The 14113-nt window shown below is 73.3% G+C and carries 12 protein-coding genes; 8 read left to right on the forward strand and 4 right to left on the reverse strand.

What is annotated here, in order from left to right:
* The first annotated feature begins 145 nt into the window (after positions 1-145).
* The 5 genes from EL340_RS06985 to EL340_RS07005 all read left to right on the forward strand — a co-directional run bounded on the left by EL340_RS06985 (position 146) and on the right by EL340_RS07005 (position 6678).
* A complete protein-coding gene (locus EL340_RS06985) occupies positions 146-2413 on the forward strand; it encodes an NADP-dependent isocitrate dehydrogenase (RefSeq protein WP_126414005.1) in 2268 nt (755 codons plus the stop codon).
* Positions 2410-3912 (forward strand): 3-phosphoshikimate 1-carboxyvinyltransferase, encoded by a 1503-nt coding sequence (gene aroA / locus EL340_RS06990; RefSeq protein ID WP_126414006.1) that lies wholly within the window; start codon positions 2410-2412, stop codon positions 3910-3912. The genes EL340_RS06985 and aroA overlap by 4 nt, the downstream gene beginning before the upstream one ends.
* Positions 3912-5027 (forward strand): ribosome small subunit-dependent GTPase A, encoded by a 1116-nt coding sequence (gene rsgA, locus EL340_RS06995; RefSeq protein ID WP_126414007.1) that lies wholly within the window; start codon positions 3912-3914, stop codon positions 5025-5027. The genes aroA and rsgA overlap by 1 nt, the downstream gene beginning before the upstream one ends.
* 153 nt (positions 5028-5180) lie before the next feature.
* On the forward strand, positions 5181-5807 hold the full coding sequence (locus tag EL340_RS07000; RefSeq protein ID WP_126414008.1) for a GNAT family N-acetyltransferase: 627 nt from the start codon (positions 5181-5183) through the stop codon (positions 5805-5807).
* 130 nt (positions 5808-5937) lie between these two features.
* Positions 5938-6678 carry a helix-turn-helix transcriptional regulator gene (locus tag EL340_RS07005; protein ID WP_126414009.1) on the forward strand — a complete coding sequence of 247 codons (741 nt, stop codon included), beginning with the start codon at positions 5938-5940 and terminating at the stop codon, positions 6676-6678.
* A 142-nt stretch (positions 6679-6820) separates the two neighbouring features.
* Here the strand turns inward: EL340_RS07005 and EL340_RS07010 are convergent, their stop codons facing one another.
* The 3 genes from EL340_RS07010 to EL340_RS07020 are packed head-to-tail and all read right to left on the reverse strand — an operon-like array spanning position 6821 to position 11177.
* Positions 6821-8464 (reverse strand): multicopper oxidase domain-containing protein, encoded by a 1644-nt coding sequence (locus EL340_RS07010; protein WP_126414010.1) that lies wholly within the window; start codon positions 8462-8464, stop codon positions 6821-6823.
* The gene (locus tag EL340_RS07015) at positions 8461-9840 is read right to left on the reverse strand and encodes a hypothetical protein (RefSeq protein WP_126414011.1); all 1380 of its coding nucleotides are present in this window, start codon (positions 9838-9840) and stop codon (positions 8461-8463) included. Before EL340_RS07015 ends, EL340_RS07010 begins: the two co-directional genes overlap by 4 nt.
* Positions 9837-11177, reverse strand: a complete 1341-nt coding sequence (locus EL340_RS07020) for a DUF8744 domain-containing protein (RefSeq protein ID WP_408608572.1) — start codon at positions 11175-11177, stop codon at positions 9837-9839. Before EL340_RS07020 ends, EL340_RS07015 begins: the two co-directional genes overlap by 4 nt.
* A gap of 162 nt (positions 11178-11339) precedes the next feature.
* Here EL340_RS07020 and EL340_RS07025 point away from each other — a divergent pair, with 162 nt between their 5' ends.
* Genes EL340_RS07025 through EL340_RS07035 form a run of 3 tightly spaced genes read left to right on the forward strand, consistent with a single transcriptional unit; the run spans position 11340 to position 13316 of the window.
* Entirely contained in the window at positions 11340-11636 is a 297-nt protein-coding gene (locus EL340_RS07025) for a DUF2249 domain-containing protein (RefSeq protein WP_126414012.1), read from the forward strand.
* 57 nt (positions 11637-11693) lie between these two features.
* Positions 11694-12938: a GTP 3',8-cyclase MoaA gene (gene moaA, locus EL340_RS07030; protein ID WP_126414013.1), complete on the forward strand. Its 1245-nt coding sequence runs from the start codon at positions 11694-11696 to the stop codon at positions 12936-12938.
* A gap of 45 nt (positions 12939-12983) precedes the next feature.
* Positions 12984-13316 carry a MoaD/ThiS family protein gene (locus EL340_RS07035; protein ID WP_126414014.1) on the forward strand — a complete coding sequence of 111 codons (333 nt, stop codon included), beginning with the start codon at positions 12984-12986 and terminating at the stop codon, positions 13314-13316.
* A 141-nt stretch (positions 13317-13457) separates the two neighbouring features.
* Here the strand turns inward: EL340_RS07035 and EL340_RS07040 are convergent, their stop codons facing one another.
* Positions 13458-13907, reverse strand: coding sequence for a molybdenum cofactor biosynthesis protein MoaE (locus EL340_RS07040; protein ID WP_126414015.1), 450 nt, complete (start codon positions 13905-13907; stop codon positions 13458-13460).
* Positions 13908-14113: the final 206 nt, after the last annotated feature.

The raw sequence follows: 14113 nt of genomic DNA on the forward strand, positions 1-14113 counted from the left end.
TCCGGGCCCGCTGGCCCCGGCCCCGCTCCGGTACCGCCGTCACCTGGGCGTCACAGGTGGCGACTAGTCTCGCCCTGTCCACCTCAGGTCCACCCCAGCCCATCTCATCACGCGCAGACACGTCATCGACACGCAGGGAGCCCTTATGACCGTCCAGTCCGCCCAGCCGGCCCAGTCACGCCAGTCGGCCCAGGCCGCCGAGCCCGACGTCATCTACACCTGGACCGACGAGGCGCCGATGCTGGCGACCCACTCCTTCCTGCCGATCGTGCGGGGCTTCGCCCAGCGGGCGGGCGTGAGCGTGGGGACCGCGGACATCTCACTGGCCGGGCGGATCCTGGCGGCCTTCTCCCTGGCCGACGACGACCTGGCCCGCCTGGGCGAGCTCACCCAGTCCCCCACGGCCACCATCATCAAGCTGCCCAACATCTCCGCCTCGCTGCCCCAGCTCAAGGCCGCCATCGCCGAGCTGCAGGCCCTGGGCTACGAGGTCCCCGACTACCCCGACGCCCCCGCTACGCCCGCCGAGCGTGAGGCGCGCGCCGCCTACGACGCCGTCAAGGGCAGCGCCGTCAATCCCGTCCTGCGCGAGGGCAACTCCGACCGGCGGGCACCCGCGGCCGTCAAGGCCTACGCCCGCTCCCACCCGCACTCGATGGGGGCCTGGTCGCCGGAGTCGCGCACCCGCGTGGCCACGATGGAGGCCGGCGACTTCCGGCACAACGAGCGCAGCGTCGTCGTCCCCGAGGCCGGCACCCTGCAGATCCGGCTGCGCCCGGCCGACGGCGCGGCCCCCGTCATCCTGCGCGAGTCGCTGCCGGTGAGCGCCGGGGAGGTCGTGGACGCCACCTTCATGAGCGCCGCCGCCCTGGACGAGTTCCTGGCCCGTCAGGTGGCCGCCGCCAAGGACGAGGACCTGCTGCTGTCGGTGCACCTCAAGGCCACGATGATGAAGGTCTCCGACCCGCTCATCTTCGGTCACGCGGTGCGCGCCGCCCTGCCGGGCGTCTTCGCCACCTACGGCGAGGCGCTGGCCGAGGCGGGCCTGCGCGCCGAGGACGGCCTGGCCTCGATCCTGGCCGGCCTGGAGGCCCTGCCCCAGGGCGAGCAGATCCGCGCCGCCATCGAGGCAGAGCTCGCCGCCGGGCCGCGCCTGTCCATGGTGGACTCCGACCGCGGCATCACGAACCTGCACGTGCCCAGCGACGTCATCATCGACGCCTCCATGCCCGCCATGATCCGCGGCGGCGGCCACCTGTGGGGGCCCGACGGCCGGACCGCCGACACGATAGCCGTCATCCCGGACTCCTCCTACGCCGGGGTCTACCAGGCCGTCATCGATGACTGCCGCACCCACGGGGCCCTGGACCCGGCCACCATGGGCTCGGTTCCCAACGTGGGCCTCATGGCCCGTAAGGCCGAGGAGTACGGCAGCCACGACAAGACCTTCCTCGTCCCGGCCGACGGCACCGTGGAGGTCGTCGTCACTGAGGGCGCCGGCGCCGAGCCCGGCACGGTGCTGCTGTCCCACGAGGTGGAGGCCGGAGACATCTGGCGGGCCTGCACCACCCAGGACGCCCCCGTGCGCGACTGGGTGCACCTGGCCGTCACCCGGGCCCGGGCCACCGGCGCCCCGGCCGTCTTCTGGCTGGACCCCGAGCGGGGGCACGACGCCGTCCTCATCGACCTGGTGCGCCGCTACCTGGCCGAGGAGGACACCGAGGGCCTGGATATCCGCGTCCTCGACCCGATGGCGGCCACGCGCCTGTCCCTGGAGCGCGCCCGCCGCGGCGAGGACACGATCTCGGTGACCGGCAACGTCCTGCGCGACTACAACACGGACCTGTTCCCCATCCTCGAGGTGGGCACGAGCGCCAAGATGCTCTCGGTGGTGCCGCTGATGAACGGCGGCGGCCTGTACGAGACCGGCGCCGGGGGCTCGGCCCCCAAGCACGTGCGCCAGCTGCTCGAGGAGGACTACCTGCGCTGGGACTCCCTGGGCGAGTTCCTGGCCCTGGCTGAGGCCCTCCACCACGTGGCCCAGGTCAGCGGCAACGACCGCGCCGAGGTCCTGGCCGACGCCCTGGAGGCGGCCACGACCCGGCTGCTGGAGGACAACCGCTCACCGGCTCGCCGCCTGGGCCAGGTCGACAACCGCGGCTCGCACGCCTGGCTGGCCCTGTACTGGGCCGGCGAGCTGGCCGCCCAGGAGACCAGCCCCGAGCTCGCCGCCGTCTTCGCCCCGATCGCCCAGCAGCTCGAGGCCTTCAACGACACGATCCAGGCCGAGCTGCTGGCCGTCCAGGGCTCACCGGTGGACATCGGCGGCTACTACCGCCCCGATGCGGCCCTGACCGACGCCGTCATGCGCCCCTCGACGACCCTCAACGCCGTCGTCGAGGCGCTGGTATGACCGACGGCCCCGGGACTGCCGGTGCTGCTGCGGCCTCAGCCGGCTCAGTCACCTCAGCCGGCTCGACCGCGCCGTGGCGCGCCCCGGTGGCGGCGGAGGCGCTGGACGCCGTCGTGGAGCTGCCGGGGTCGAAGTCGCTGAGCGCGCGCGCCCTGCTGCTGGCCGCCGTCGCCGACGCGCCGACGACGCTCACCGGGCTCCTGCGCTCGCGCGACACCGAGCTCATGATCGCCGCCCTGAGCGTGCTCGGCGCCCGCTTCGAGGACCTGGACGCCTCGGGAACGCGGCTGCGCGTCACCCCGGCTCCCCTGCCGCTGCACGTGCAGGCCGGCCCCGACGGCATCGGCCGCATCGAGGTCGGCCTGGCCGGGACCGTCATGCGCTTCGTGCCCGCGCTCGCCGCCCTGGCCGACGCCCCGGTCGTCCTCGACGGGGACGAGGCCGCCCGGCGCCGTCCCATGGCGCCGCTGCTCGACGCACTGGCCTTGCTGGGCGCGGAGGTCACCTACCTCGGTGAGCCCGGCTTCCTGCCCGTGCGCGTGGGGCCCGGTGACGGCGCCCTGCTGCGCGCCGAGAGCGCCCAGGTGGCGGTCGACGGCTCGGCCTCCTCCCAGTTCGTCTCCGCCCTGCTGCTCCTGGGCGCTCTCCTGCCCGGCGGCCTGGAGCTCACCCCCACCGGGGCCGTCCCCTCGCTGACGCATGTGGCCATGACGGTGGCGACGCTGCGCGAGCGGGGCGTCGCCGTCGACGAGCCCTCCCCCGGGGCCGGAGACGGCGAGCGCACCTGGCGGGTCCACCCCGGCCGTCCCCGCGGCGGGCAGGTGACGATCGAGCCGGACCTGTCCAACGCCGGGCCGTTCCTGGCGGCGGCCCTCGTGGCCGGCGGCCGGGTGAGCGTCCCCCACTGGCCGGCGGCCACCACCCAGGCCGGCGACGCCTGGCGCGAGCTCCTGCCCCGCATGGGCGGAGCCGTGACCCTCACCGGCTCCACCACTGATTCCTCCACTGACTCCACCCTGACGGCCAGCGGCACCGGGCGGCTCACTGGCATCGAGGCGGACCTGTCCGACGTCGGCGAGCTCGTCCCCACGGTCGCCGCCCTGGCGGCCCTGGCCGGGGCGCAGGGCCACGCCAGCGCCCTGACCGGCATCGCTCACCTGCGCGGGCACGAGACCGACCGCCTGGCCGCCCTGGCGACCCAGATCCGCCGCCTGGGCGGCAACGCCGAGGAGACCGCCGACGGGCTCATCATCCGCCCCGCGCCGCTGCACGGCGCTGCCCTGCACGCCTACGCCGACCACCGGATGGCCACCTTCGCCGCCATCATCGGCCTGGGCGTGGAGAGGGTCACCCTCGACGACGTCGAGTGCACCTCCAAGACACTGCCCGGATTCACGGGCCTGTGGGACGCCATGCTCGCCACCGCGGGCGACGAGCCGAGCCCCCGGCCGGGTACGGACTCGGGCACGCTCCCGGACGCTCAGGGAGCCGGCGCCTGATGGCCCGACGCGATATCGGCACCGACGACCCCCGGGTCCGGGTCCGCCCCGGCCGGGGCTCGCGCCCCCGCACCAAGCAGCGCCCCAGCCACGCCGACGCGGTCCTGGGCATGGTCACCCGCATCGACCGGGGCCACTACCGCATCCGCCTCGATGACCCGGGACTCACCGAGGACTCCAGCGGTGACATCACCGCCATGAAGGCCCGCGAGCTCGGCCGCGGCAAGGTCGTCGTCGGGGACCGGGTCGCCGTCGTCGGGGACACCAGCGGACGCAGCGGCACCCTGGCCCGCATGGTCCGTATCGAGGAGCGCACCACCCTGCTGCGCCGCAGCGCCGAGGACGGGGACGCCGCCGGGACCGAGCGGGCGATCGTCGCCAACGCCCAGCAGCTCGTCATCGTCGCCGCCGTGGCCGACCCCGAGCCTCGTCCGCGGATGATCGACCGCTACCTCGTGGCCGCCTACGACGCCGGCATGGAGCCGCTCATCGTGCTCACCAAGACCGACCTGGCCGACGCCGCCCCGCTGACGGACCTCTACAGCCCCTTGGGCGTGCGCTGCCTGGCCACGCGCCTGCACCCCCACTGCGGCCAGGCGGAGACCGGAACACCCGAGGCCGTCGGCCCGGCCGAGCGGGCCGACGACGGCGTCGAGGCGATCCGCCGGGCGCTTACCAGCACCGTCTCGGTGCTCGTGGGCCACTCCGGAGTCGGCAAGTCGACGCTCATCAACGCGATCGTCCCCGGCGCAGACCGTGCCACCGGCCACGTCAACGAGGTCACCGGGCGCGGCCGCCACACCTCCACCAGCCTCCAGGCTCTCGAACTGCCCAGTGGTGGCTGGGTCATCGACACCCCCGGCGTGCGCTCCTTCGGGGTCTCCCACGTCAGCAGCGCGGACGTCCTGCGAGGCTTCCCGGACCTGGCGGCCGTGGCCGAGGACTGCCCGCGCGGCTGCACCCACGAGGACGGCGCCGTCGACTGCGTGCTGGACGCCTGGGCGGCTGAGTCGGCTGATGACTCGGCCGCGCCCAGGGGTCGGCGCGAACGGGTCGACTCCTTCCGGCGGCTGCTGGCGCCCTCGCTGGAGGCCGAGGATCCCACCAAGCCCTGAGCACCCCTCCGCCCCGAAGCGACGGCGCCCCACAAGCGGTCCTGAGAGCTCCCGACGCGGCTCAGAGGCTCTCGCAGCGCCCCATGCCCGCCGCCTGCCGGTCGTCCCGGAGGAGAGCAGGGTGCCTGCCGTGGTAAATACAGGGGCGTGACCATGCCCAGCCCTCATCTGCGTCCCGCCGAGGCGACCGACCTCGATGCCGTGTGCGACCTGCTCACCGACGTCTTCCTGGTAGACCCGCTCATGAGTGCCATCGCCGGCGCCGCCCCCGACCCGCGCGCCGCCCTGGAGCACCTGCACCGCGTGGAGCTCAGCGCCACCTACCTCAACTCTGAGTACTCCGGGGCGATGGTTGACCTAGCCGTCGACGACGCCGGTCATCTCATCGGGGTCACCCTGTGGGACGCCCCCGCCGGCCCGCTCAGACCGTACGACGAGACACCGGCCGGACTCGACCTGAACCTTCTGGGGGAGGCGTGGGAGCTGTGCCTGCTCGACGGCGCCATGTGCGAGGCCAAGCGCCCTCAAGAGCCCCACTGGTACCTGTACATGATCGCCGTCGCTCCGCATGCTCGGGGCACCGGCACCGGGGCCGCGCTCCTGCGCCGAGGCCTGGAGCGAGTAGACGCCGACGTCACGGCCGCCCACCTGGAGGCCACGACACGCCGAGCGGCATCCTTCTATGAGCGTCACGGTTTCGTCGACAGCGCGATCCTTGACTCTGAGGGTCGCCTGCCCACCTACTGGGCCATGACCCGGCCAAAACGGCGCCAACACTGAGTTTTTCACGATTCAACGGAATCCTCATCGGAGGGTGTGTGCTAAAACTCACATCACAAGGCCGTTGCAGGATTCAACTACAAGCCGATTTTGACGGTTCCCACAAGCGAAAGCGCGTTAGTCTCAGGACATGCACAACCGTCCGATCCCTTCACTTCCACGTCCCGCCCTGGGCGACCTGTCTGCGCGCGCCAACCTCTCAGCGGCGCGCCGGCGCGTCCTGGAGGTCGTGGAGGCTTCAAACGACGCGATGACGGCCGTTCAGGTCGCCAGCGCACTCAACCTGCACCACAACACCGTCCGTGAGCACCTCGACGCCCTGGTCGACGCCGGGTTCGTCACGGTGTCCACCAAGCCGACGGGCAAGCGGGGCCGCCCGGCTCTGCGCTACGCCTCGACGGCGCCCGACCCCCAGCAGATGGTCGACGCCTACCTACTGCTGCTCGACGCGATCGCCGACACCCTGGGTGAGGGCGAGGAGGCCCACGCCACCGCCCTGGAGATCGGTCGCCGCTGGGCCGAATTGACCCCCGGCACCGTCGCGGAGTCGACCGTCGACGGCGAGGAGGTGGACCGGGTCACTGCCCTCATCCCCTACCTCGCAGTCATGGGCTTCGCCCCGGAGGTCTGCGGCGACACCGTCGTTCTGCGCTCCTGCCCGCTGGTCACGCGCAGCCACCGGCCGCGCGACCTGGTGTGCACTATGCACGAGGGGTTCCTGCGGGCAGTCGTCGGCCCCGACCCGGCGGCCTACGAGCGCATCAAGTTCCTGCCCAACGGCCCCGACGGCTGCCAGATCAGTCCTGCCGAACCGGCCCAGCAGAGTCAGCAGGAGCCCGAGCTCAAGGTCGTCCACGCCGACGTCGCCTGAGCCGTACAGCTCTGACAACCGCCACCGTCCACCCCGCCAACCACTACTGAGATCGCAAGGCCTCGGCCCCGGGCACAGTCGCCCGGGGCCGAGTGCCGCGCTCAGAGACGCTCGGGGCCGTGCCACAAGGCCCGGCCCATCTTCAGGCGGTGACCTCCAGGACGCCGCGGGCGCCCTTCTCCATGTCGGCGAAGGCGTGGGTGACGAATACGTAGTGGCCCGGTTCGGAGGCGACGCACTCGACGAAGCCGCCCTGGGCCGGCTGCAGCCCGAGGGCCTGGGAGCCGCCGGACCAGGCGGCCCCGATCTGGCTGGGGCCGCCGAGCATCCAGGCGCCCTCGAAGAAGACCTGGTCGAACTGCAGCCCGACGACGTGGAAGGAGGTCGGCAGCGAGGGGCCGGCCGCCATGACCCAGAAGCGCACCCGCTCGCCCACGCGGGCCTTGAGGGGCTGCTGGGAGTACTGGAAGGCCACCCCGTTGAAGGTGGTCAGGTCCGGGGTCTTGGCGGCGATCTTGTCCGTACTGGGCTCGCCGCCCTCGGGGCCGAGGTAGACCTCGGAGGCGACGATCGCGTACTCGCGGTCCACGGTGCTCAGGCCCGGCGGGTCGATGATGACGGCGCCGTGCATGCCCGAGGCCAGGTGCAGGCTCATCGGTGAGGTGGAGCAGTGGTAGAGCCAGATCCCCGAGTGCTGGGCGGTGAAGGTGTAGACGAGGGACTCGCCGGGGTTGATCGAGCGCATGGCCTCATCGGGCGGGGTGATACCGGCGTGGAAGTCGATGGAGTGGCTCATGGTGCCGTCGTTGACCAGGGTGATCTCGAAGGTGTCCCCCACCTTGCCGCGCAGGACGGGGCCGGGGACCTGGCCGTTGAAGGTCATGCGCCGCTGGGTGACGCCGCCGCCGACCTGCATGACCTGCTCCTTGACGGTGAAGGTGTGGCGGTGGGTGACCGGCCCGCTCGATCCGTCGGGGTTGGTGGGGGCCGCCGGCAGGGCGGCGTCGAAGGCGGTGAAGTCGGCGGGCAGCGCGGCGGAGTAGTCGGGGACGGCGTCGCCGCCCGAACCGGCTGAGCCGCTCTGGCCGGCTCCGTGCTGGTGGGCGCTCGCCCCGCTTCCGCCGGCGGTGACGTGGAAGACCATGCCCTGGGCGCGGTGTCCGGCGATGGAGCACCAGCCCTCGACCGGCCCGGCCACGACGCCGGCGTCGAGCGTGCCCGTGGCGCCTGCGGCGACGCGCCCGGTGGACTGGCCGGTGGCCAGGACGAGGTCGTGGACCTGGTCGGCGGTGTTGTCCAGGGTGAGGACGAGGCGGTCGCCGGGGGTGACGTCGACCGTGTCGGGAACGAACCGCATGCCCTCCACCTTGATGGTGGCGTTGACGGTGTTGCCGGTTGCCCGGACGTCCTGGGTGGTTCCGCCCTGGCCGCGGTTGCCCATGACGCTGCCGACGACGACGGCCGCGCCGGCGGTGAGCAGGCCCATGAGAACGCCGCGGCGGTCGGCGGAGTGCAGCAGGCCGCCCGACGATGATGCTGCTGACGCTGATGACCCTGCCGACCCTGACGACGCCGTCGAACCGGCTGCTGCCAAGGCTCCGGACGAGCCCGCCGACTGAGCCTGCTGGCGGCGGCTGCGGTCGATGGCCGGGGCGGTACCGGCCGTGACGGCCCGGCGGTGGGCGGCGTCGGTCTGGCCGGTGCTCGGTACGGCACTCGGTACGGCGCCCTTGGCGGCCTCCTCCGGGGAGTCCGGGGAGGGCGTGCGATCGCTGGGTGTCGTCATCGGGGTCCCTCTCGGGGCTGGGCGGGCCGGCGGCCCGCGGGGTCTGTCGGGTCGGGTGCGGTGGGTGTACCGGCTGCGCGTGGCGCCCGCTTGCGGCGGGAGAGCTCGCGCAGGCACAGGACGATGCCCACCAGCAGGTAGGAGGTCACCAGCGCGGCCAGGGCCCCGGCGACGACGCGCACCTGCCAGGGCACGGCGGGGCTGACCGCGAGCAGGAGGCAGGCGTTGGCGGCGGTGACTCGGTAGGCGGCGTGGCGGTCCATGATCGCGTTGGTGGCGCGGGTGGCCGCGGGCCCGCCGCCGAGCATCACCGGGGCGAGGTAGCTCAGGGCGGCCACGAGGATCTGCAGGGCGAAGCCGGCGGCCAGGGGCAGGCGCAGGGTGTGGATGGCGTCGCGGGCGGCGGCGACGTCGTCGGCCAGGGCCATGCGGGCCCCCAGGACGGCGACGCAGCCGACGAACCAGGAGACGGCGGCCGTGGCCGAGGCGGTGGCGAAGGAGGTCGGCGGGACCCGGCGGGCGGTCCGGTAGGCGGGGACGAGGACCCCGCAGGCTCCGCCGAGGTAGACCAGGGTGCCCAGGCCGGCCAGGGGCGGCCACAACCCGGAGGCGGCCACGAGCGTAGTGCCGCACACGAGGTAGGGCAGGCCGCGGGTGGCCCAGCGGGCGGCCTGCGGCTCCATGGGGGTGCGCAGCATCGTGGGCCACAGGACGGTGAGGGTGCCCAGGACGGTGGTGCCCACGAAGCCCAGCAGCATGGTGGTGGTGTGGGCCAGGTAGAAGCCGTCGGCCAGGTTGGAGCGCCCGCGGGCACTGGACCAGGAGATGAGGAAGCCCAGGAGCGCGCCGGTGGCCAGCAGGACAAGGGCGACGGCGTAGTGGATGGCCAGGGATGCCAGGCGCGGGGCGATGGCGCGCCGGTACTGCACGGTGATGGCGACGACGCCGGTCAGGGCCTGGGCCATGACGATGCCGGCTCCGGTCAGGGCCAGCACCTGGTGCCCCATGGTGATGCCGGTCAGCACGATGACCGTGCCGAGGCTGTGGGCGTACAGGCGCGCGTCCAGCAGGGCCGCGCCGCCCAGGGCCGGGCGGTGCAGGAGGGTGTCGGCGAAGTGGGCGGACCAGATGGTGATGGCGCTGCCGATCCCGCCCAGGAGCAGGGCGTGCAGGGGCAGCCAGGTGCCCCAGGAGACCAGGGGGCCCACGATCGTCAGCGCCGCCAGGACCGCGGCGGCCAGCAGCCAGGCCATGACGACGGCGTTGCGGCGCACCTGGGTGGTGCGCCGGGAGGGCTTCCTGGCGGGGCGACCGCCCGCGCCCTGCGGCCGCCCGGGGCCGGGCCGGGTACCGGGAGAGCCGATGGACAGGCTCATACCGGGCTCCCGCCTCGTGGCGTCGTCGTCGCACCGGGAGCCTGCGCCGTGGCCGGGCGGCCCGTCCGGACAGCCCTGCGGATGCTGCCGGAGGTGAGGACACGAGCCAGGGTGAGGACCATGAAGACGAGGATCGCCGCCACCCCGACGACTCCCCCGACCTGCCAGGCGCCGGCGGCCCCGGCCAGCAGGCCTGCGACGCGCACCGCCAGGCCGGCGTGCAGCAGGACGTAGGGCAGCCACATGAGCCGGTGGTAGGGCAGGGAGCGGTGGACGATCGCGGGGATGATGACCGGGGCGTGGGCCAGGATCATGGAGAAGGCGAAGCCGACCGTGATGGCGTGGATGACGATCTCGTAGGCCGAGCCGCCCAGTCCCTCCAGGCCCCACAGCGACCAGACCGCCCCGGCGAGGGCGAGCCAGACGTATCCGGCGAGCATGGAGGCCGCCATGAAGCGGACCCCGCCGCGGGCGCGGACGGTGCGCCGGGCGACGTCGTAGTAGGCCATGATGACGGCCAGTCCCAGCAGGGCCGGGCCGGCCACGAGGTGGGCGCCCGACCCGACCAGCAGCAGGCAGGAGCCCAGGACGGCGGCACCGGAGAGGGCCTCGACGACGGTCTCGACCGTCTCGTCGAGGAAGGCGATGCGGGCCAGCTCGAGGCGCTCGCCGACGATGGTGAGCACGGGGAAGAGCAGCCACAGCGGGACGACGTCCTCGATGCCGCGGCCGCCCAGCCACAGGACGTCTCCCAGCAGGAGGGCGACTGCTCCCATGGCCTCGACGTCGACGGCGGCGCTAGGGGCGCGTCGGTGGACCCGCAGGTAGATGGCGCACAGGATGGTGGCCGCGGCGGTCATGAGTCCCCGGCCGCCGACATCGGGGGCGCCGGCCATGAGGGTCAGGCAGCCCGCGGCGTTGCCGAGCGGGGCGAGGAAGGCCCAGGGCGTGCGGGCCGCGACCGCCCGCTCCAGGGCGATGACGGTGCCCAGGAAGCCGACGAGCATGAGGGGGCCGTGGAGCGCCGCCAGGGTGGCGCCATCGACAGGGGCGGGCAGGTTGAGGCGCAGGAGGGCGGCGTTGAGGCCCATGAGGATGCAGGCGGCGCCCAGGGCCAGGGCCACCAGCCGCGGCGCCACCCGGGTGGTCACCCAGTGGGCCGGCCCAGTAGCTGTCCCAGTAGCCGTCCCAGTGGTCATGCCGGTGGATACGGTCGACGAGGTCGATGAGGTCGATGCGGTCACTGTCCAGGTCCGGGTCTGACGGTCGGATGCTCCGTCGGCGCCCTGCGCCTCGGGATGCGCTCCTGGCGCCGATGCCGGCTTGTCCGTCTCCACGGGCCAACCGTATCCAACGGGGCTGGAAACGTGTTCGAGAGGTGGCGCACCCCGGTTCCTGACGATGGGAACTGTGCCGCCGGGAGCGGACGCGCGTTCCCGCCGGCCCGCCTCGGTAGTAAGGTCGCGCCCACCAGTACGAACGCACTGAAGGAGACCCCTATGAGCGAGAACCCCGAGCTGCTGCCCGTCACCGAGAAGAAGCACGGCTGCGGCTGCCACGGCCACAGCGACGAGCGGCTGACCCTGGACGCGCGCGCCATCCCCCACCGTCTGCGCCACGCCGCGGTCATCGGGGCGGCCTCCTCCCTCAACCCGGGCGAGGGCTTCGACCTGGTGGCCCCGCACGTCCCCACCCCGCTACTGGCCCAGATCGACCAGCTGCCCTTCACCTTCCAGCACACGCTGCTGGAGGAGTCCGAGGGCTTCGCCCGCGTCGAGATCCTGCGCACCGCCTGATTCCCGACCGGGCAGCGCGCCTGCCGGCCTGAATCGTCCGGCCGATATGCTCGCTCCATGACGCCAGCGCCACTCGACGCCGTCAGCTCCGAGGTCGTCGGCGCGGGCGGTTCCCGTGCTCGCCTCACGGACCTGCCCATGCCGAGGGCCCGGACGGTGCTGCCCGACTCGGCCAGGTCGGCAGGGGAAGCCGGGTCACCCGTACCGGTCCGCCCGGCCGAGCCGATTCCACAGCTGGCGGCCCTGGTGCCCGACGGCGTTGTGGACCGTCTCACCGACCGGTATGGGCGTACCGTGCGTGACCTGCGCCTGTCCATCACGGACCGCTGCAACCTGCGCTGCACCTACTGCATGCCGGCTCAGGGCCTGGAGTGGCTGCCCACCCCGGACCTGCTGACCACCGCCGAGCTCACGCGGCTGGGGCGCCTGGCCGTCGAATGCCTGGGGGTGGAGCGGATCCGCCTCACCGGGGGCGAGCCCCTGCTGCGCCGGGACCTGGAGGAGGTCGTTGCCTCCCTGTCCACGCTGCGCACGGCGGCCGGCGGCAAGCCGGATATCGCCCTGACCACCAACGGCCTGGGCCTGGAGAAGCGGGCCGCCGGTCTGCGCGAGGCGGGCCTGGACCGCGTCAACATCTCCATCGACTCCCTGGACCCCCGGGACTACGCCGCCATCACCCGACGGGACCGGCTCGGTGACGTCCTGGCCGGGATCGCCGGGGCCCAGGAGGCCGGCCTGTTCCCCATCAAGGTCAACGCCGTCGCCCTGCCCGGGACCGTGGAGGCGCGCGCGCCCCGGCTGCTGGCCGAGTGCCTGCGCCGCGGCTGGCAGCTGCGCTTCATCGAGCACATGCCGCTGGGACCGCGCGAGACCTGGCGCAGCCGGGACGTCGTCGGGGCCGAGCAGGTCCTGGCGGCTCTGCGAGCGGACGGTTTCACGCTGACCGAGGCGGGCCGCCCCGACCGGCGCCCGGCGGCCCTGTGGCACGTGGCGGCGGGGACGCATGAGAGCCGGGCCCACCCGGCCGGGAGCGTGGGCATCATCGCCTCGGTCACCGCGCCCTTCTGCTCGGACTGCGACCGCACCCGCGTCACGGCCGACGGGCGCCTCATGACCTGCCTGTTCTCCACCACCGAGACCGATCTGCGCGGCCCCATGCGCGCCGGGGCCGACGACGATGAGCTCATCCGCATCTGGGCCGGGGCCACCTGGCTCAAGCCCCGCGCGCACGGCTCGGACGCACCGCCCGTGGCCGACGGCTTCGCCAGGCCGCAGCGCACCATGTCGGCCATCGGCGGCTGACTGATACTCATCCGAGCCCAAGCCATATCCGATGAAGGAGTCCCCATGAGTCCCTCCCCCCAGCCCGCGAGCGCCGCACAGGCGCAGTCGCGACCGGAAACAGGCTCTCAGACGCAGTCTGAGACGCTGTCGGTGACCCTGCGCTACTTCGCCGCGGCCGCGGACGCCGCCGGTCGTCCCGAGGAGCGCCTCGACCTGCCCGTCGGCACGACGCTGGCGGGCCTGCGCGAGCATCTGGCCGGGCGCGGGCTGGAGATGGCGCGGGTGGTCCCGATCTGCAGCTTCCTGGTCAACTCGGTCTCCACCCCGGCCGACTCCCTGACCCCCTTGGCCGATGGCGACGCCGTCGACGTGCTGCCGCCCTTCGCCGGCGGCTGAGTCTCCCAACTGTCTTCTACTGTCTCCCACTCCGCCCCCAGCCGGCCCCATCTGCATCGAGCCGGGCACTTCTCGCGTAGCCCTACGGTTTTTCTGTCCGGCTGCGCGAGAAGTGCCCGGCTCGGCGATGAAGGGACACCGTCAGGCGAGGTTGCTCCACTGGGCCGTGCCGTCGGTGAAGGTCTGGCGCTTCCACACGGGCAGGCGCTTCTTGACCTCCTCGACGATCCGGCTGCAGGCGGCGAAGGCCTCGGCGCGGTGGTCGGAGCTGACCGCGACCGCGAGGGCCGCGTCCCCGACGGCGAGGTCGCCGACGCGGTGGACGACGCCCAGGGCGCGTACCCGGCCGGTTCCGGCGACGTCGTGGGCGATCTGCTCGACGACCTGGCCGGCGGTGGGGTGGCAGGAGTAGCCGATGCCGGTGACGGCGCGGCCGTCGTCGTGGTTGCGGACGACGCCCTCGAAGGTGACGACGGCGCCTGCGGCCGCGTCGTGGACGGCGTCGGCGAGCTCGGTGAGGCTGATGGGCGCCTCGGTGACCTCGGCGCGCACGACGCGGGCGGGCCCGGCGCTGCGGGGGCTGGTGCTCACGAAGGTCTCCTCGTCCTGGGCGTCGTACTGAGCTGGGACACTGCTGAGGTCGGGCTTGTCCCGATCGGGAGCATACCTACGCCGACCGGGCGGACCGAACAGGCATGATAGGGATGCGACGGGGGCGACGACGGCACCGTGCCACCGGCCTCGCCGCGTCGCCGCCGACCCGCTGACGGGTCGCGAGGCCCCTGGGCTCAATCGCG

Source organism: Actinomyces viscosus, from assembly GCF_900637975.1.
Lineage (GTDB): Bacteria > Actinomycetota > Actinomycetes > Actinomycetales > Actinomycetaceae > Actinomyces > Actinomyces viscosus.

Coding starts and splice junctions, on each gene's coding strand:
- EL340_RS06985 (WP_126414005.1), top strand. CDS start 146: ATGACCGTCCAGTCCGCCCAGCCGGCCCAGTCACGCCAGTCGGCCCAG.
- aroA (WP_126414006.1), top strand. CDS start 2,410: ATGACCGACGGCCCCGGGACTGCCGGTGCTGCTGCGGCCTCAGCCGGC.
- rsgA (WP_126414007.1), top strand. CDS start 3,912: ATGGCCCGACGCGATATCGGCACCGACGACCCCCGGGTCCGGGTCCGC.
- EL340_RS07000 (WP_126414008.1), top strand. CDS start 5,181: ATGCCCAGCCCTCATCTGCGTCCCGCCGAGGCGACCGACCTCGATGCC.
- EL340_RS07005 (WP_126414009.1), top strand. CDS start 5,938: ATGCACAACCGTCCGATCCCTTCACTTCCACGTCCCGCCCTGGGCGAC.
- EL340_RS07010 (WP_126414010.1), bottom strand. CDS start 8,464: ATGACGACACCCAGCGATCGCACGCCCTCCCCGGACTCCCCGGAGGAG.
- EL340_RS07015 (WP_126414011.1), bottom strand. CDS start 9,840: ATGAGCCTGTCCATCGGCTCTCCCGGTACCCGGCCCGGCCCCGGGCGG.
- EL340_RS07025 (WP_126414012.1), top strand. CDS start 11,340: ATGAGCGAGAACCCCGAGCTGCTGCCCGTCACCGAGAAGAAGCACGGC.
- moaA (WP_126414013.1), top strand. CDS start 11,694: ATGACGCCAGCGCCACTCGACGCCGTCAGCTCCGAGGTCGTCGGCGCG.
- EL340_RS07035 (WP_126414014.1), top strand. CDS start 12,984: ATGAGTCCCTCCCCCCAGCCCGCGAGCGCCGCACAGGCGCAGTCGCGA.